The sequence below is a fragment of the Arthrobacter sp. DNA4 genome (assembly GCF_024362385.1).
Classification (GTDB): domain Bacteria; phylum Actinomycetota; class Actinomycetes; order Actinomycetales; family Micrococcaceae; genus Arthrobacter.
On sequence record NZ_CP101466.1, the window covers coordinates 3,093,833 to 3,110,965 of the forward strand.

Consider the following 17,133-nt stretch of genomic DNA (forward strand, 5'->3'; position numbering starts at 1 on the left):
AGGAACTAGGCTTGCAGGCATGAATGTGTCCGCCTCATCCCTGCCCGCCGCCCCCACGCTCCAGCCACCGCGGCCCTCACCGCCGAAGTTGCCAACGCCCCACAGCGACGCCCTCAAGGCAACCCGCCTGTACCTCTGCACCGACGCACGGACGGCGCGCGGCGATTTCGCGGAGTTCGTTGACGCCGCGTTTGCCGGCGGCGTGGACATCATCCAGCTGCGCGACAAGACCATCGAGGCCGCAGAGGAACTGGACCTCCTGGCGGTCCTGAAGGAAACAGCGGTACGCCACGGCCGGCTCTGGGCCGTCAACGACCGTGCGGACATCGCCGTGCTGTCCGGGGCACCGGTGTTCCACATTGGCCAGAAGGACCTTCCGCTGCCGGCAGCACGGACGCTGGTCAACGGAAACGCGGCCATTGGACTCTCCAGCCACACCACCGACCAGGTGGACGCCGCCTTGGCCGCAACGGTTGGGCCGTCAGGGCTGGACTATTTCTGCGTGGGTCCGGTCTGGGCCACACCCACCAAACCCGGCAGGGCCGCCGTCGGCCCTGAACTGGTGACATATGCCGCCGAAGCCTCCCGGCAGGCCGGAGATCCCGTGCCGTGGTTTGCCATCGGCGGCATCGACCACGGAAACGTCCGGGACGTGGTGGAGGCGGGTGCCGGCAGGATCGTGGTGGTCCGCGCCATCACGGAGGCACCCGACCCCGCGGCCGCCGCCGCCTCCCTGCTCGACGCGCTGGACGGCACCGGCTCCTGAGCCTGCTTAATTCCGGGACTTGGGGATACGCTGATTTTTGTGTCACATCATCGGTTGGCCCCCAACGTCCATGACCACAAGAACGCCCTGGAAGAGGCGCTGGGCCTGCTGCGGACGGAACTTGAACTGCCGGGGCCGTACCCCGCCGAAGCAGTGGAAGACGCCCGGGCCGCCATCGCGGCGCTGAAACTGCCGTCCTACGACCTGACCGCCGTCGAGTTCGTGACCATCGATCCGGCGTCCTCCACGGACCTGGACCAGGCAGTGTTCATCGAACGGGACGGAAACGGCTACCGGGTCATGTACGCCATCGCCGACGTTCCGGCGTTCGTTGCTCCGGGCGGCCCGCTGGACGCCGAAACCCGGCGCCGCGGACAGACGTTCTACGCCCCGGACGGCCGGATCCCGCTGCACCCCGAGGTGATCAGCGAGGGCGCCGGAAGCCTGTTGCCCGGCCAGGAGTGTTCGGCTTTCGTCTGGGACTTCACGCTCGACGGCGACGCGACAGTGCTGTCCGTGGGCGTCCGGCGGGCGCGGGTCATCAGCCGTGACAAGCTCAGCTACAAAGGCGCCCAGGCCGATCTTGACGCCGGGACTGCCTCGCCCGTGCTGGGGCTGCTCCGCGAGGTGGGGCTGAAGCGGGTGGCGCTGGAACGGGCACGCGGGGGCGCCAGCCTGAACATGCCTGAGCAGGAGATCGTCCAGTTGCCCGACGGCGGCTACCGGATCGACGCTGTTCCGCAGCTTCCCGTGGAGGACTGGAATGCGCAGATTTCCCTGATGACCGGAATGGCCGCCGCACAGCTCATGCTGGAGGGCAAAGTGGGCATCCTGCGCACCATGCCCGCACCGGATGAACGGTCCCTGCGGCATTTCCGGCTGCAGACCGAGGTGCTGGGCAGGCCGTGGGACGGGGAAGTCAGCTACGGCGAGTACCTCCGGTCGCTCGATCCCACCGATCCCCGGCAGCTGGCCATCATGCACTCAGCCGGCATGCTGTTCCGTGGCGCGTCCTACACCGCCTTCGATGGCACTGTCCCCGAAGACGGCATCCAGTCGGCCATCGGCGCCGCCTACGCCCACACCACCGCGCCGCTGCGCCGCCTGGTGGACCGCTTCGTGCTGGTCATCTGCGAGGCCCTGAGCAACGGCGGCAACGTCCCCGGCTGGGCGCGGGAGGCCCTGCCGCTGCTCCCGGGCATCATGGCGGGATCGGACCAGCTGGCCTCCCGAATGGAACGCCTGGCCCTGGATACCGTGGAAGCGGCGCTGCTGCTGAACCACATCGGGCAGGAGTTTGATGCCATCGTCATTTCCGGATCCAAGCCGCAAAACGGAAACGGCAACGGAAACGGCAAGAATGGAAACGGGAACGGGAAGAACGGCAACGGCAACGGAAATTCGGGGATCATCCAGATCGCCGAACCTGCGGTGACTGCACGCTGCGCGGGCGAACTGGAGTCCGGCACCAAGGTCCGCGTCCGGCTGGTTTCCTCGGACATCACCACCCGGCAGATCCACTTCGAACTCGTTTCCTGAGAGGCCGGCGGGCGCCCCTGGCGGCCCGAAACCGTGTTTCCGCGCCCGTACGGCTAGACTGGAGGGGTAGAACTGGATGCCCGGTCGTTGATTTCCTTGATTTGAAACCAACAAGCCCGCCCCTACGCGATCTTGAGATTTACCCGTTGGTCACCAGTGCCAGCATTTAGATAGCCCGCGATCGGCTTCCACTGGAATCGCTTGCGCGCCTGAGCGTGCTCCGGAGCGGCCAGCCTTGGCCGGCCCGTTGAGCAGGCAGCGCCATTGCCCAAATGAATAAGGAAACTCCCCTGTGAGTGAATTGCATACCCACCAGCTCCTGAGCGATGAGTCCGGCACGGAAACCATCGAGCCGGAAGAAACCATCATCTCCGACGAGACGCCGCACGAGATCGCGGAGAAGTCCTTCGCCGACTACAACGTCCGCGCAGACATCGTCGAATCCCTGGCCGACGCCGGCATCACCCACCCCTTCCCCATCCAGGCCATGACCCTGCCGGTCGCCCTGGGCGGCCACGACATCATCGGCCAGGCCAAGACCGGTACCGGCAAGACCCTGGGCTTCGGCATTCCGGCGCTGCAGCGCGTGATCGGGCAGGATGATCCGGGCTACGCCAAGCTGGCCGTGCCCGGCGCACCGCAGGCCCTGGTCATTGTTCCCACCCGTGAACTGGCCGTCCAGGTAGCCAACGACCTTCAAACGGCGGCGCGCAAGCGCAACGCCAGGATCACCACCATCTACGGCGGCCGCGCGTACGAGCCCCAGGTGGAGGCGTTGAAGCAGGGCGTCGAGGTAGTGGTGGGAACCCCCGGCCGGCTGATCGACCTTTTCAAGCAGAAGCACCTGAGCCTGAAGAACGTCAAGATCGTGGTGCTGGACGAAGCCGACGAAATGCTGGACCTGGGCTTCCTGCCGGACGTGGAGACGCTGATCGCGGCAACGCCCGCCGTCCGCCAGACCCTCCTGTTCTCCGCCACCATGCCCGGGCCGGTCATCGCCATGGCCCGCCGCTACATGACCCAGCCCACGCACATCCGCGCCGCGGATCCGGAGGACGAGGGCCTGACCAAGCGCGACATCCGCCAGCTGATCTACCGTGCGCACAGCATGGACAAGACCGAAGTGGTGGCACGCATCCTGCAGGCCCGCGGCCGCGGACGGACCATCATCTTCACCAAGACCAAGCGCACCGCAGCGAAGGTGGCCGAGGAACTTGTGGACCGCGGCTTCGCGGCCGCCGCCATCCACGGCGACCTGGGCCAGGGCGCCCGGGAGCAGGCGCTGCGGGCGTTCCGCAACAACAAGGTGGACGTCCTGGTGGCCACGGACGTTGCCGCGCGCGGCATCGACGTCGAGGACGTTACCCACGTCATCAACTACCAGTGCGTGGAAGACGAGAAAATCTACCTGCACCGGGTGGGCCGCACCGGCCGTGCCGGCAACAAGGGCACCGCCGTCACGTTCGTGGACTGGGACGACATGCCGCGCTGGGGCCTGATCAACAAGGCGCTGGGGCTGAGTGTGCCGGAGCCCGTCGAGACCTACTCCTCCTCGCCGCACCTCTACACCGACCTCGACATCCCCGAGGGCACCAAGGGCCGCCTGCCCCGTGACAAGCGGACCCTGGCCGGTGTCGACGCCGAAGTCCTCGAGGACCTCGGCGAGACCGGCAAGAAGAACAGCCGCGGCGGCCGCGACGCAGGCCGCTCACGCGACCGGGACGGACGGGGCCGCGGAAATACCGACGCCGGCAAGGGCGGCAGCCGTGAAGGCGGCCGCAGCAATGACTCCACCGGACGCCCGGGCGAGCGCCGTCGTCGTACCTCAACTCCGGAGACCGCATCCGCCGCCGAAGCTGCGGCACCCGCGGCAGAGGGCGAAAAGCCCAACCGCGCCCGCCGGACCCGCACACGCACCCGCCGCCGCAACGGCGAAGTGGTGGCCGGTGCGGACAACGGCAGCCAGCCGGGCAACTCCGAGGCCTAACTGCCCTGATGACTGACACTGTTTGGGCGCCGGACGGCGGCAGCCTGGTGGTGCACGCGGACAACGCGGCGTACCTCCCCACGCTGCCGGACGGCGCCTTCACACTGATTTACGTGGACCCGCCCTTCAACACGGGCCGGCCGCAGCAGCGCCAGGAAACGCGGATGGTGGTGAACGCCGGCGGCAGCGGGGACCGGGTGGGCTTCAAGGGCCGCTCCTACGACACGATCAAGGGCGCCCTGCACCGCTATGACGACGCGTTCAGCGACTACTGGTCCTTCCTGGAACCCCGGCTCGTGGAGGCCTGGCGTCTCCTGGCCGACGACGGCACCCTGTACCTGCACCTGGACTACCGCGAGGTGCACTACGCCAAGGTGATGCTGGATGCCATCTTTGGCCGGGAGTGCTTCCTGAACGAGATCATCTGGGCGTACGACTACGGCGCCCGGGCGAAAAACCGGTGGCCCACCAAGCACGACAACATCCTGGTGTACGTCAAGAACCCCGCGAAGTACCATTTCGACAGCGCCGAGGTGGACCGGGAGCCCTACATGGCGCCCGGCCTGGTGACCCCTGCCAAGCGGGAGCTGGGAAAGCTGCCCACCGACGTCTGGTGGCACACCATCGTCTCGCCCACCGGCAAGGAAAAGACCGGCTACCCCACGCAGAAACCCGAGGGCCTGGTCCGCCGCGTGGTCGCTGCTTCGTCCCGGCCCGGTGACTGGTGCCTGGACTTCTTCGCCGGCTCCGGCACCCTCGGGGCAGTTGCCGCCAAGCTCGGCCGGAGGTTCGTGTGCGTGGACCAGAACCAGCCCGCCATCGACATCATGGCCAAGCGGCTCGGAGCGCACGCCACCCTGAGCTCCTTCCCGTCCAGCTAGTCAGGGTGTTGCCTGCCCCTTAGGGGCGGACGACGGCGGCTCCCGTACCCAGTTCCTCGATTCGCGCCAGCATCTCCGGGGCCGTGAGGTTTTCGCCGAGCAGGTTGGGCTTGCCGGTGCCGTGGTAGTCGGAGGAGCCGGTGATCAGCAGGCCGTGCCTGGCCGCGAGTTTGCGCAGGAAATCCCGGCCCTCTTCCGGATTGTCCCGGTGGTTGATCTCCAGGCCCGCCAGCCCGGCGTCGATCATCTCCCGGTAGGTCCGCTCCCCCACGATCCGCCCCCGGGAGGAGGCCACGGGATGGGCAAACACGGGCACGCCGCCGGCGGCACGGACCAGTTCAACGGCGGTGGCCGGGTCCGGTGCGTAGTGCGGAATGAAGTAGCGGGACCGGGAGGTGAGGATGGAGGCGAAGGCCTCGGACCGGTCCTCCACCACACCCGCGGCGACGAGGGCGTCGGCGATGTGCGGCCGGCCCAGGGTGGCTCCGGGCGCCACATGGTGGATCACGTCGTCCCAGGTGAGCGGATAGTCCTCGGCAAGGATGGTGACCATGCGTTCGGCGCGGGTCAGGCGGGAGTCCTTGGCCTTCGTGATTTCCTCGAGCAGCCCGGGATGGGTGGGGTCGTGCAGGTAGCTCAGGAGGTGGACACTGATGCCCTCCTCCGTCCGGCAGGAGACTTCCATGCCCGGCACCAGGGCCACTCCGTACGTGGCGGCGGCCGCGGCGGCCTCCGCCCAGCTTACCGTCGAATCATGGTCAGTCAGGGCCACCACGTCCAGTCCCGCACGGGCAGCAGAGGCCATGACATCGGCCGGGGTCTCGGTGCCGTCGGAGACGTTGGAGTGGGCATGCAGGTCAATCCTCACTTATCCAGCGTAGTGGACCGGGAACAGGAGACCGGGGAGGCCTGTTCGCATAGCCGGGACGCTGGTGAGACGATGGTGCCGTGAACGATGCCGAAAACACCCAAAACTCTGCTTCCCAGCCGTTGGAGGACCGCGTCAACAACCGCTCCCAGCGGCCCAGTTCCAACGCCTTCAAAGCCTTCATGGCCAGCAACTGGGCGCCGTCCAGCCAGGAGCTCCCCGGGCGCGACGCCGTCGCCGGCTACGCCGCAACCCGGCGCAAGGCAATCTCGGCCCAGTTCAAAGGCGAACGCCTGGTCATCCCCGCGGGGCCGCTCAAGGTCCGTTCCAACGACTGCGACTACCGCTTCCGCCCGCACTCCGGCTTCGCCCACCTGACGGGCCTCGGGCTGGACCACGAGCCCGACGCGGTCCTGATCCTGGAACCGGTGGAAGAGGGAACGGGCGACGACGGCGCCCACCACCGCGCCACGCTGTACTTCCGGCCGCTGGCCGGCAGGGACACGGAACAGTTCTACGCGGACTCCCGCTCCGGTGAGTTCTGGATTGGGGCCCGCCCCACCCTCGAAGAGTTCGAGGCCCGGCTGGGACTGGCCACCGCGCACATCGACCAGCTGGAAACGGCAATCACCAAGGATGTGGGCGCCCCGGAGATCGGCGGCATCTCCATCCGCCTGGTCCGCAAGGTTGACGACAACATTGACGCGCTGGTGGACACGGCCCGGTACAACACGGCCAGGGACCCCGAGAACCTGGACCTCGAAGTCCTCGACGCCCTGGACGAGAAACTCAGCGAAGCCCTCTCCGAACTGCGCCTGCTCAAGGACGAGTGGGAAATCGAGCAGATGAAGATTGCGGTGTCGGCCACCGTTGAAGGATTCGAAGAGGTGGTCAAGGCCCTGCCGCGGGCCCTCACGCACGCACGCGGTGAACGCGTGGTGGAGGGGGCCTTCTTCGCCCGTGCCCGCGAGGTAGGCAACGAACTGGGCTACGACACCATCGCGGCGTCCGGCAACAACGCCACCGTGCTGCACTGGACCCGGAACACGGGCCGGATCCACGCCGGCGAGCTCCTTCTCCTGGACGCCGGCGTCGAGGCCGACTCGCTCTACACCGCGGACATCACCCGGACCCTTCCGGCCAGCGGCACCTTCAGCGACATCCAGCGCAAGGTCTACCAGGCGGTCCTCGACGCTGCCGACGCCGGATTCGCGGCGGCCCAGCCGGGAACCAAGTTCCGTGACATCCATACCGCAGCCACCACGGTCCTGGCCGAGCGCCTGGCCGAATGGGGAATCCTGCCCGTCAGCGTGGAGGAAGCCATCAGCCCGGAGGGCCAGCAGCACCGCCGCTGGATGCCGCACGGCACCAGCCACCACCTGGGCCTGGACGTCCATGACTGTGCCCAGGCCAAGCGGGAACTCTACCTTGACGGCGTCCTCACCGAGGGAATGGTGTTCACCATTGAGCCGGGCCTGTACTTCAAGAAGGAAGACCTGGCCATCCCGGAGGAATACCGCGGGATCGGTGTCAGGATCGAGGACGACATCCTCATGACCGCTAATGGCCCCGTCAACCTTAGTGCCGCCCTGCCACGCAATGCGGAGGATGTGGAGGACTGGATGGACGGCATCTACCGGACCGAAGAAGCCTGACAGGGGCTGAAGAATCAAAGAGCGGGGCCGCTGGAATCATTCCAGCGGCCCCGCTCTTTGTTTGTGGCACCGGTTCCTGACGCCGTCAGGCTCCTGGACCTCGACGCACCTGCGGTGTTACTGCCGGTGGTCGCCCCGGTGCTGGTCCCCGTCCGGACCATACTGGTTTTCACCCGGGTGCTCCGCGCCATCCTGCACGTGGTCCCCTGCCCGGTGTTCTGCTTCTGCCCGGTGTTCCGTGGTCTGTCCCATGCCCGGCTGCCCCGCTTCGGCGGCAGGGCCCTGGGGCAGGCGCACGCCGTACTGCGGGCGGCCGTCCGGCAAGTCCGGGTAACGGACGGAACGGACCGGCTGCTGGCCGCTGTGCTGCTGGCCGCCGTCGTACTGCTGCGCCGGCTGCTGGCCGGTATGCTGCTGGCCGGCGTCGTCCGGGTACCCGTGGCCTTCCTGCTCCGGCCCGTTATGGGCGGACGAACCGGAGGACCGCTGGCCGTAGGGATCGTTCCAGCCGGCGGGGCGGGCCGGGCCCTGCCCCTGCTGCTGCCCGGGCTGCTGGTGGTGCTGCTGCTGGTACGGCTGGTTGTAGTAGTCATGCTGCGTATACGGGCCGTGGCCGGATGCCGCGTCCGAGCGGGACATGGGCAACTGCTGCAGGAGCCGCCGGGCCTCGTGGGCTGCCTCCGGGGCCACGATCACGTCGTAGCTGGTGGCCACCACCTGGCTGGTGGAGGTGAAGTCCCGCTTGCCGCGCTGCATGGCGTAGGTGACGATGCCGAACAGCATGAAGAACGCCGCGCCCATCAGCACCGAGGTCATGATGGAGAAGTACCCAGGTGACGGAGCGAAGAAGGACAGCATGACGCCCACGAACAGGCCGAACCACATGCCGCTGAGCGCTCCCGACAACGCCACCCGCGGGTAGCTCAGGCGCCCCGTAACCCGCTCCACCATCTTCAGTTCATTGCCCACGATGGACACCATCTGGACCGGGAACTGCTGGTCCGCCAGGTAGTCAACCGCTTTCTGGGCGTCGAGGTAGGAAGTGTAGGAGCCTACGGTGTCACCGGTGGGAACAGCCCGGGCATCGTCCGGTCCGTTCGCGGCGCCGGCCTTGGGAGCACCAAAAATGTTCGACATAAACCCATTCTTGCCCATCAAGGTGGGTGCCGCCTGTAAATTCAGCTAAAAGAGAGCAGACTCGGTAGCCTGTAGTGGTGAGCACAACACCTACACGCGTCTTCGTGGCACGCCTCCTGGGCCTCGACGTCTTCGACCCGCTGGGCGACCGGCTGGGCCGGCTGCGTGACGTTGTTGTGCTGTCCCGGGGAACCCAGGGAGCCCCGCACGTGGTGGGCATTGTGGTGGAAGTTCCGGGCAAGAAGCGTGTCTTCGTGCCCATGACCCGCATCACCTCGATCGACCAGACGCAGATTATTTGCACAGGCCTGGTCAACCTGCGCCGGTTTGAACAGCGCGGGGCGGAAACCCTGGTGGTGGCCGAGATGTTCGACCGCCGGGTTACCCTCCGCGACGGCAGCGGCGACGCCACGATCGAGGACATCGCCATAGACCAGCACCGGTCCCGCGACTGGTTCGTCAGCAAGCTCTTTGTCCGGCGCGGCCACTCCCTGTCCCCTTTGAGCCGGCTGCGCCGCAACGAAACGTTGATCATCGACTGGGCGGACGCCCAGCAGGGGCCGCGCACCGAACCTCAGGCTGCCACCCAGTTCGTGGCCAACCACGAGGACCTCAAGCCCGCGGACTTCGCCGAGGCCCTGCAGGAAATGAGCGACAAGCGCCGCTTCGAGGTTGCCAGCGAACTGCAGGACGAACGGCTCGCGGACGTCCTCCAGGAACTGCCCGAGGACGACCAGGTGGAGATCCTCTCCGCCCTGGATGTCCAGCGCGCCGCGGACGTCCTGGAGGAGATGGATCCCGACGACGCCGCCGACCTCCTCGGTGAACTCCCCTCCGCCCAGGCAGAGGAACTGCTCCAGCTCATGGAGCCTGAAGGCGCCGAAGACGTCCGCCGCCTGCTTGAGTACGACGAGGACACCGCCGGCGGCCTGATGACCCCGGTGCCTGTCATCCTGCCCCCGGAGGCCACTGTCGCCGAAGCCCTGGCCCACGTCCGCCGCGAGGAGCTCTCCCCCGCCCTGGCGTCGTCGATCTTCATTGCCCGGCCGCCGCTGGAAACGCCCACCGGCCGCTTCCTGGGCGTGGTGCACATCCAGCAGCTGTTGCGGTTCCCGCCGTTCGAGGCACTGGGAAACCTGGTGGACAAGAACCTGGAGCCGTTGTCCGACCAGGCCCACATCAGCGAAGTGGCACGGACTTTGGCGACCTATAACCTGAACTCCCTCCCGGTGGTCAATGACGCCAGCCTACTTGTGGGGGCGGTGACTGTTGATGACGTATTGGATCACTTGTTGCCGGACGACTGGCGCGCCCATGATGGCGAAGCCCCGATAAGAAAGCTCGGTGGCCGCATTGGCTGATAACAGCGCTCCGAAGAACACCAACCAGCGGAACCTGGCCAATGCGGAATCAAAAGGCAGTCTCGACACGCCTTTGAGCGCCCGTCAGCGGATCCTGCCCAAGTTCTCCCCGGACCCGGACGCGTTCGGCCACGCCACCGAGGGCTTTGCCCGGTTCATGGGCACCCCGCAGTTCCTGGTCTACATGACCGTGTTCTGCATTTTCTGGCTCGGCTGGAACACATGGGCGCCTGTCGACTGGCAGTTCGACTCGAGGGACCTGGGCTTCACCCTGCTGACCCTGATGCTGTCGCTGCAGGCCTCCTACGCGGCACCCCTGCTGCTGCTGGCGCAGAACCGGCAGGATGACCGCGACCGCGTCTCGCTGCAGCAGGACCGGCAGCGCGCCGAGCGCAACCTATCCGATACCGAGTACCTGACCCGGGAGCTTGCCTCCCTGCGGATCGCACTGCGCGAAGTAGCAACCCGGGACTATGTCCGGGCCGAGCTGCGTTCCCTCCTGGAAGACCTCCTGGAAGCCCAGGAGGAGCTGCGCACCCACGAGGACTCCGGTCCCGGCTCGCACGAATCCCCGCGGGACAAGGTCAAGGACAAACTGCGCGAACAGCGGGACCGCCAGCGCAACCCGCGCACCCAGCAGATCCCCCGCGTTAAACCCGGCCACTCTGCCCAATGACAAGCACGCCGACCGTCACCGGCCGGCCCGTCGCCGATACCGCACGAAAGCCGAGGCTCCGTCCATGAGCGCCCCCACCCACCCCGCAGCCGACGGCCGGTCACCACTGGTCGGTGCAGTCAACGATGCCCTGGCCACGGTCATCGATCCCGAGCTGCGCCGCCCCATCACGGAACTGGGCATGGTGGACTCCGTCCAGGTGTCCGACGACGGGAAGGTCACCGTGGCGGTCCTGCTCACCATCGCCGGCTGCCCGTTACGGGATACCATCACCGCCGATTCGCAGAAAGCCCTTTCAGCGGTCCCCGGCGTCACGGCCGTCAACGTCGAGCTCAAGGTAATGGACCAGGCGCAGCGCGATGCCCTCAAGGAAAAGCTGCGCGGGCCGGGCGGCCAGCGCAGGATTCCCTTCAACGAGCCGGATTCCCTGACCAAGGTCTACGCGGTGGCCAGCGGCAAGGGCGGGGTGGGCAAGTCCTCGGTAACGGTCAACCTGGCCACGGCACTGGCCGCCCAGGGCCTCCGGGTGGGCATCGTGGACGCCGACGTCTACGGCTTCTCCGTACCCGCCCTGCTCGGCATCACGCAAAAACCCACGCAAGTGGACGACATGATCCTTCCGCCGGTGGCCTACGGCGTGAAGGTGATTTCCATCGGCATGTTCGTGACCGGCAACCAGCCGGTGGCCTGGCGCGGACCCATGCTGCACCGGGCGCTGGAACAGTTCCTCACAGATGTCTATTTCGGCGACCTGGATGCCCTGTTCCTGGACCTTCCACCGGGCACCGGTGACATCGCCATCTCCGTTGCCCAGCTGCTGCCCAAGGCCGAAATCCTGGTGGTCACGACGCCGCAGGCAGCGGCAGCCGACGTCGCCGAACGGGCCGGTGCCATCGCCACGCAGACCGGGCAGAAGATCGCAGGCGTCATCGAGAACATGTCGTATCTGGAGATGCCCGACGGCGCCCGGATGGAGCTCTTCGGCAGCGGCGGCGGGACGGTGCTCACGGAACGGCTCAGCGCCACGGTGGGAGCGGACGTTCCCTTGCTGGGCCAGATTCCCTTGGACATCGAGCTGCGCGAGGGCGGGGATGCAGGGGTGCCGATCGTCCTTGGCAGGCCCGGGGCTCCGGCGGCGGCCGCGCTTAACGGCATCGCCGGACAGCTTGCCGCCAAACCGCGCGGCCTCGCGGGGATGAAGCTGGGTCTGCAGCCCCGCTGAGTGGGCCGCCTAGGTGGCTTCGGTGTCGAACGGGGCGGTCTCGCCCGGGGCGAGCCGCTGGACTACCCTTTCGGGCCGGTGGGGGGCGGCATCTGCTGCGGCCGCAGCACCTGAAACGGCAGCCACCGCGGCGGGGGCGCCTGCGCTGACAGGCTTGGTGTCGTCGTCGAGCAGTGCTTCCTTGATGATGCGCCGGGGATCGTACTGGCGGGGATCGTACTTCTTCCAGTCGACATCGTCGATGTCGATGCCCACTTCTTCCTTGATTTGCTCACGGGCACCGTTGGCCATCCGGCGGACTTCCTTGACCAGGTTCGCCAGCTTCTGGGTATATTCCGGCAGCCGCTGGGGGCCGATCACCAGCACGCCAATGATCAGCAGAAGGATGAACTCCGGGCCGTTGATTCCAAACACTTTAGGAAGATTACCCTCTCCGGGCAGCGAGTGACGATTCCCACCCGGCGGGCGGGTAAACAGTCCGTGTCATTGGGTGAACAGGGCCGCGATCTTGTTGATTCCGCGCTCCAGCCGTGCATCCAGGGGTTCCGCGGCCTGCCCTTCCGGCCGGTCCGGGACGGCTGCCGCGACCCCCTCCGCCGCGGAATCGGCAAGCCGCTTGAGGATGGGCATGGCATCGTCGGCCTGTTCCGCGGGCAGGTCGGAGCGGTACGTGATGGTGAGGCCTGCGGCCCGGTAGGTGGCGGACCACTGGGAGGTGCCCGGCACCTGCACCGGTCCACCCTGCTGGCCCGGGGCGCTCTCCCCCTCTGCAACCCCGTGAACCACGGGGGCCTGGCCTGCTGGTTCATTGGTGACAGGGTGCTGCTCCGTGACAGTGGCGTGGTGTGCGCCGTCAGTGAGCCTCAGCTCAACTGCGGGCTCCCCGTTAACCACCAGCGCCCGTGCCGCTTCCAGATGGAATCCCATGGCCTGCAGGTCCGGACACGCCCATCCTTCAGAACGCAGGGTGGCCAACTGCGCGGCGGTCAACGTCCGGCCGTCAGCGGGGGTCTGGGATGAGACATGCGAAAAAGCGGCCTCGGTTCCCGCTGGTTCGCCGGCCCCGGGGTCCCCGGCTGCCGTGAACGCCCCCACGGCCAGCACGCCGGCCGCGGCCACGGTTCCGCCGGCGGTGAGCGCAAGGGCCCGGGCGGCCATGCGGGAGGTGACACCCTGGTGCGCTTAAGCACCGGGGCGGCGCTGGGCTGCCAGTTCGTGGGTCCGGGCCAGCAGCCGTGCCGTCAGGTCCTGGCTGGCGGGCGGAATGGGAGCCTCCCGCAGGCGCTCAAGGTACTGCCGTTCCCGGCGCACGGTGGCGGCACACTCCTGGCAGGCCTCAAGGTGGCTGCCGGTGCGCTGATGCCTGCCGCCGAAAGGAAACTGGGACTTCATATGCCGTTCAGAGGATGCCGGCGATGCGGGGCATCGAAAGCTTGCGGCGGGACTGCTGCGGGCGCGGATCGCGGTGGGCCAGCTTTTCGCGGAGCATGGTCCGTCCCCGGTGGATGCGCGAACGGACGGTACCCAGCTTAACGCCTAGGGCCTCGGCGACTTCGTCGTAGGAGAGCCCTTCAAGGTCGCACAGGACCACCGCGGCGCGGAAGTCCGGCGGCAGTTCCTCCAGCGCGGCCTGCACGTCCAGGTCCAGGTTGTTCAACTCGAAGCTCTGCTCCGGGCCCGGCTCCCGGCCTGGCAGCCGGGACTCCGCGTCCTCCGCCAGCGCGTCGAAACGGATGCGGGTCTTCCGGCGGGCCTGGTCAAGGAACAGGTTGGTGGTGATGCGGTGGAGCCAGCCATCGAGGGTTCCGGGCTTGAAGTTCTCCAGCGAACGGAACACGCGGACAAAGACCTCCTGGGTGAGGTCCTCGGCGTCGAACTTGTTGCCGGTCAGGCGGTAGGCCAGCCGGTAGACCTTCGCGGAGTGGTTGGTGACCACTTCTTCCCAGGTGGGACGGACCCACTCATCATCGGGATTGTTTACTGCAGGGACAGGTGCCACAACTGAAGATGACATCGTCCACTCCCCTCGTGGAATGCTAACGCCCGGATACTGTTGACATCTCTGATTCGGCGCCGGTCACCTTTTGGATGAGCGGATACCAATCATTTCAAACTTGGCTGGGAATTTCCTGATCGGGCGCAAACTTCAGCCGTCGGCGCAACGCCTGCTTCCCTGCCCGGCCCGGCCGGACACAGTAGGCTGGAGGAGACATTCCCCCCTTTACGCCCAGAAAGCGATTATTCATGAGCGCCGACAAGTCCAGCAGCTGGTCCTATGCAGAAGATCTGCCCGCTGAGGATGAGGTTATGCTTCGGGCCCGGGAACGTTCTTTTGAATTGGGCGTCAGCGCCATCAGTCCCGGCGTGGGCGCGGTCCTCACGGTCCTGGCCGCTGCGTCAAAAGCGCAGACGGCGGTGGAGATCGGCACCGGCGCCGGCGTCTCCGGCGTCTGCCTGCTGCGGGGCCTTGGCGCGCATGCTGTCCTGACCACCATCGATGTGGACGTGGAGCACCTCCGGGCTGCCCGCGAAGCGTTCGCCGAGGCCGGCAGTCCCGCCAACCGGACCCGCACTATTTCCGGCCGCGCGGGCGACGTCCTCCCCCGGCTCACGGACGGCGCCTATGATCTTGTCTTCATTGATGCGGACAAGCCCGGACTCCCGGGCTACGTGGAACAGGCCATCCGGCTGCTCAAGCGTTCGGGCCTGCTGGTCATCAACGATGCCCTGGACAAGGACAAGGTGGCCAACCCTGCGGGGCGCGAGCCCAACACGGTGACCCTGCGGCAGGTGGGCAAGGCCATCCGGGACGACGACAGGCTGGCTTCGGCAATGCTTCCCACCGGGGACGGCCTGCTGGTGGCCGTCAAGAAGTAGTCGCCGCATAAAGGTCAGGGTGCGCAGCCCGCGGGCTGCGCACCCTGACCGGCACGACTATTCGGTAACGCCAACCAGGCATTCCTTGAGGTTTGCTGCCTCGGCAGCGTTCAGTTCGACCACCAGGCGCCCGCCGCCTTCGAGCGGGACCCGCATGATCAGGCTGCGGCCCTCCTTGGTGACTTCCATTGGGCCGTCGCCGGTGCGTGGTTTCATAGCCGCCATGAGGAATTCCCCTCCATTTTGTCCCAGGACTAATCAGCCCGGGCGGGCTGTGTCCGCATGTCGATCAGGCCGCTGTGGCGGGGTGGTTGGACCACCGCCGAGGCTGCGCGTTTTCTGAATGCTTTTGTCCTTGCTTACCTATCATTATCGCGGAATTACCCGCACGTAGCTAATCGATGGACATTTCCCGGAACGTGTCATTCCCGCCCTGACCTGCGCGAAAGCCCGTTTTGCTACGGCGGGTAATCGCCTCCGCCGGGCAGCTGTGCCCACGCCCACAGCCACACGATCCAGACGATCTGCAGCAGCAGGAACATGGCCACCACGGTCCCCCGGTACGCCCTGGACCGGGACAGGAACACCGCGCCCAAGGCCAGCGGAAACAGCGGCAGCAGCATCCTGAACGTACTGGTCTGGGGGTGGAGGAACGCCAGCAGGTAGCCCATGTAGCAGGCACACCAGAGCCGCAGTTCGACGCCGAGCCGAACCACCGGGGGCAGGAACAGCATCAGGCCGAACAGCGCCACGAACACCAGGGGCGCGAGGACGCCCAGCACAGGACCAAAGAGGTCGACGCCGGCGTCGAACCACGGCTTGAAAGGCACCAGGTCGCGGCCCCGCCAGACGGTTTCGGTTTTGGTGTACGCCTGCAAGTCCCCGGTAGCCGCCCATGCCGCAGCCGGTCAGGCCAGCGCGGACAGGCCTGCGACGGCGGTGAGCCCGGTGAGTGCCGCCAGGTCCTTGACCGAGTGGGCATTGTCAGCCGGAGCCCGTTGCCGCCCGCGGCGGACATTTGCGGCGGCGTGGAAGACCAGGAGCAGCCCCAGCATGACGGCGAAGGGAACGCCCACGGGCCTGGACAGGCACAACAGGACCACTACGGGGGCGGCCCAGAGGTACTGGCGGCGCACCACCAGGAGCAGTGCCCCCGCGAGCAGCAGGAGGGACAACGGCTCGGCGTAGGGCACCTGCAGCACAGCCGAGACGGGGAAGACCGAGAAGAAGGCAACACCCCACATGGCGGGTGCGTGCGGGGCCTTCTGCCGGAAGAGTGCGTACACCGCCAGCGCAGCACCCCATCCGGCCAGCATGGCGACCAGCGTGAGCGCGGCGGCCGGGTTCAGCCCGGTAAGGCGGCTGAGTCCGCTTACCAGTGCAGGAAAAAGCGGGTAGAAAGCCCACGTGTTTTCCTGGACGTTGCCGGCGGCGTCCGTGGGAAGGACCGACGGGTAGCCGTTGGCGATGACCTGTGCGTACCAGCGGGCGTCCCAGATGTTGATGAAGTTCCAGTAGTCCGGCTTTGGCGGAAACCAGGGGTTGGGGCCCTGGTGGAGCGCCGCGGCCATGAAGATGCAGGCTGTTACCAGTCTGGATCCGCCGTACAGTGCCGTGACCTGGAGCCACCATGGCCACCCGCGGACGGCGGACGCAGCCCGGTGGGCCATATTGCCGGCAGAGGCCAGCGGGCTGCGGCGGGCAACCGTGCTCACAGGCCGCCCTTCCGCGGGGCAGCGTCCTCATGGACCGCCTGGTTCCCGCCCTCTCCGGCGTCCGGCACTTCCGGAGCCGTGCCGTGGGCCGGGAGCCCGTCGTCGTCCGGCTGCCGCGTACCGGCGCCGGTTTGCACCTCCGTGGCGGCCAGCCGGTCCCGCAGTTCGGCCAGTTCTGCGTCGCGTGCCGCCAGCTGGTCCCGCAGTTCGTCCAGGACCTGGTCCACCTGGTCCATCCGGTAGCCGCGCAGGCCCAGCGAGAAGCGAAGGCGGGTCACGTCCTCCGGAACGGCGCGCTCCGGCAGCAGCACCGGCGGCAGGTTGGCCGGCGGCTCTTCGAAACCGCCCAGCAGGACGGGCAGCGCCGCCCCGTCCGGCTTGCGGGAGCGCCGACCGGCCCAGGACCGCCGCCACGAGGACGACGGCAAGGAAAACCAGAAAGAAGCTCA

General features: G+C 67.3%; 17 protein-coding genes and 1 pseudogene. 9 read left to right on the forward strand and 9 right to left on the reverse strand.

The features are described from left to right. The first annotated feature begins 19 nt into the window (after positions 1-19). The 4 genes from thiE (at position 20) to NMQ03_RS14205 (ending at position 5,173) form a co-directional block, all read left to right on the forward strand. Complete coding sequence (gene thiE, locus NMQ03_RS14190; protein ID WP_255172718.1) at positions 20-766, forward strand: thiamine phosphate synthase; 747 nt, start codon at positions 20-22, stop codon at positions 764-766. A gap of 39 nt (positions 767-805) precedes the next feature. Next, positions 806-2,305 (forward strand): RNB domain-containing ribonuclease, encoded by a 1,500-nt coding sequence (locus NMQ03_RS14195; RefSeq protein ID WP_255172719.1) that lies wholly within the window; start codon positions 806-808, stop codon positions 2,303-2,305. 292 nt (positions 2,306-2,597) lie between these two features. Beyond that, the gene (locus tag NMQ03_RS14200; RefSeq protein ID WP_255172720.1) at positions 2,598-4,292 is read left to right on the forward strand and encodes a DEAD/DEAH box helicase; all 1,695 of its coding nucleotides are present in this window, start codon (positions 2,598-2,600) and stop codon (positions 4,290-4,292) included. Between the two features lie 8 nt (positions 4,293-4,300). Next, positions 4,301-5,173, forward strand: coding sequence for a site-specific DNA-methyltransferase (locus NMQ03_RS14205; protein WP_255172721.1), 873 nt, complete (start codon positions 4,301-4,303; stop codon positions 5,171-5,173). A 19-nt stretch (positions 5,174-5,192) separates the two neighbouring features. Here the strand turns inward: NMQ03_RS14205 and NMQ03_RS14210 are convergent, their stop codons facing one another. After that, positions 5,193-6,041: a PHP domain-containing protein gene (locus tag NMQ03_RS14210; protein WP_255172722.1), complete on the reverse strand. Its 849-nt coding sequence runs from the start codon at positions 6,039-6,041 to the stop codon at positions 5,193-5,195. Positions 6,042-6,121: 80 nt separating this feature from the next. Between NMQ03_RS14210 and NMQ03_RS14215 the strand changes: the two genes are divergently transcribed. Beyond that, positions 6,122-7,696 (forward strand): aminopeptidase P family protein, encoded by a 1,575-nt coding sequence (locus NMQ03_RS14215; protein ID WP_255172723.1) that lies wholly within the window; start codon positions 6,122-6,124, stop codon positions 7,694-7,696. Positions 7,697-7,813: 117 nt separating this feature from the next. On the opposite strand, the gene NMQ03_RS14220 is transcribed toward NMQ03_RS14215, so the two are convergent. Beyond that, the gene (locus NMQ03_RS14220; protein ID WP_255172724.1) at positions 7,814-8,833 is read right to left on the reverse strand and encodes a general stress protein; all 1,020 of its coding nucleotides are present in this window, start codon (positions 8,831-8,833) and stop codon (positions 7,814-7,816) included. 77 nt (positions 8,834-8,910) lie between these two features. Between NMQ03_RS14220 and NMQ03_RS14225 the strand changes: the two genes are divergently transcribed. From NMQ03_RS14225 to NMQ03_RS14235, 3 genes are all read left to right on the forward strand, one after another. Further along, entirely contained in the window at positions 8,911-10,194 is a 1,284-nt protein-coding gene (locus tag NMQ03_RS14225) for a magnesium transporter MgtE N-terminal domain-containing protein (RefSeq protein ID WP_255172725.1), read from the forward strand. After that, the gene (locus tag NMQ03_RS14230) at positions 10,178-10,870 is read left to right on the forward strand and encodes a DUF1003 domain-containing protein (protein ID WP_255172726.1); all 693 of its coding nucleotides are present in this window, start codon (positions 10,178-10,180) and stop codon (positions 10,868-10,870) included. Before NMQ03_RS14225 ends, NMQ03_RS14230 begins: the two co-directional genes overlap by 17 nt. 64 nt (positions 10,871-10,934) lie before the next feature. Next, positions 10,935-12,092, forward strand: coding sequence for an Mrp/NBP35 family ATP-binding protein (locus NMQ03_RS14235; RefSeq protein ID WP_255172727.1), 1,158 nt, complete (start codon positions 10,935-10,937; stop codon positions 12,090-12,092). A 9-nt stretch (positions 12,093-12,101) separates the two neighbouring features. Here NMQ03_RS14235 and NMQ03_RS14240 read toward each other — a convergent pair whose 3' ends face one another. The 4 genes from NMQ03_RS14240 to sigE all read right to left on the reverse strand — a co-directional run bounded on the left by NMQ03_RS14240 (position 12,102) and on the right by sigE (position 14,106). Beyond that, positions 12,102-12,506, reverse strand: a complete 405-nt coding sequence (locus NMQ03_RS14240) for a Sec-independent protein translocase TatB (protein ID WP_255172728.1) — start codon at positions 12,504-12,506, stop codon at positions 12,102-12,104. Positions 12,507-12,575: 69 nt separating this feature from the next. Continuing rightward, on the reverse strand, positions 12,576-13,250 hold the full coding sequence (locus NMQ03_RS14245) for an anti-sigma factor (protein WP_255172729.1): 675 nt from the start codon (positions 13,248-13,250) through the stop codon (positions 12,576-12,578). 24 nt (positions 13,251-13,274) lie between these two features. Then, positions 13,275-13,484, reverse strand: a complete 210-nt coding sequence (locus NMQ03_RS14250) for a hypothetical protein (RefSeq protein WP_255172730.1) — start codon at positions 13,482-13,484, stop codon at positions 13,275-13,277. Between the two features lie 7 nt (positions 13,485-13,491). Further along, the gene (gene sigE / locus NMQ03_RS14255) at positions 13,492-14,106 is read right to left on the reverse strand and encodes an RNA polymerase sigma factor SigE (RefSeq protein ID WP_159631489.1); all 615 of its coding nucleotides are present in this window, start codon (positions 14,104-14,106) and stop codon (positions 13,492-13,494) included. 230 nt (positions 14,107-14,336) lie between these two features. On the opposite strand from sigE, the gene NMQ03_RS14260 reads away from it, so the two are divergent. Beyond that, complete coding sequence (locus NMQ03_RS14260; RefSeq protein WP_159631488.1) at positions 14,337-14,969, forward strand: O-methyltransferase; 633 nt, start codon at positions 14,337-14,339, stop codon at positions 14,967-14,969. A gap of 57 nt (positions 14,970-15,026) precedes the next feature. Here NMQ03_RS14260 and NMQ03_RS14265 read toward each other — a convergent pair whose 3' ends face one another. The 3 genes and pseudogenes from NMQ03_RS14265 to NMQ03_RS14275 all read right to left on the reverse strand — a co-directional run bounded on the left by NMQ03_RS14265 (position 15,027) and on the right by NMQ03_RS14275 (position 17,112). Then, positions 15,027-15,194, reverse strand: coding sequence for a DUF3117 domain-containing protein (locus NMQ03_RS14265; RefSeq protein WP_009357720.1), 168 nt, complete (start codon positions 15,192-15,194; stop codon positions 15,027-15,029). Positions 15,195-15,427: 233 nt separating this feature from the next. Continuing rightward, positions 15,428-16,684, reverse strand: a pseudogene (locus NMQ03_RS14270) (hypothetical protein). Further along, a complete protein-coding gene (locus tag NMQ03_RS14275; protein WP_255172731.1) occupies positions 16,681-17,112 on the reverse strand; it encodes a DivIVA domain-containing protein in 432 nt (143 codons plus the stop codon). Before NMQ03_RS14275 ends, NMQ03_RS14270 begins: the two are co-directional and overlap by 4 nt. Positions 17,113-17,133 lie beyond the last annotated feature (21 nt).

Bases quoted from the DNA above. Each gene is read 5' to 3' on its own strand.
- thiE (WP_255172718.1), top strand. From the start codon at position 20: ATGAATGTGTCCGCCTCATCCCTGCCCGCCGCCCCCACGCTCCAGCCA.
- NMQ03_RS14205 (WP_255172721.1), top strand. From the start codon at position 4,301: ATGACTGACACTGTTTGGGCGCCGGACGGCGGCAGCCTGGTGGTGCAC.
- NMQ03_RS14220 (WP_255172724.1), bottom strand. From the start codon at position 8,833: ATGTCGAACATTTTTGGTGCTCCCAAGGCCGGCGCCGCGAACGGACCG.
- NMQ03_RS14235 (WP_255172727.1), top strand. From the start codon at position 10,935: ATGAGCGCCCCCACCCACCCCGCAGCCGACGGCCGGTCACCACTGGTC.
- NMQ03_RS14245 (WP_255172729.1), bottom strand. From the start codon at position 13,250: ATGGCCGCCCGGGCCCTTGCGCTCACCGCCGGCGGAACCGTGGCCGCG.
- NMQ03_RS14250 (WP_255172730.1), bottom strand. From the start codon at position 13,484: ATGAAGTCCCAGTTTCCTTTCGGCGGCAGGCATCAGCGCACCGGCAGC.
- sigE (WP_159631489.1), bottom strand. From the start codon at position 14,106: ATGTCATCTTCAGTTGTGGCACCTGTCCCTGCAGTAAACAATCCCGAT.
- NMQ03_RS14260 (WP_159631488.1), top strand. From the start codon at position 14,337: ATGAGCGCCGACAAGTCCAGCAGCTGGTCCTATGCAGAAGATCTGCCC.
- NMQ03_RS14265 (WP_009357720.1), bottom strand. From the start codon at position 15,194: ATGGCGGCTATGAAACCACGCACCGGCGACGGCCCAATGGAAGTCACC.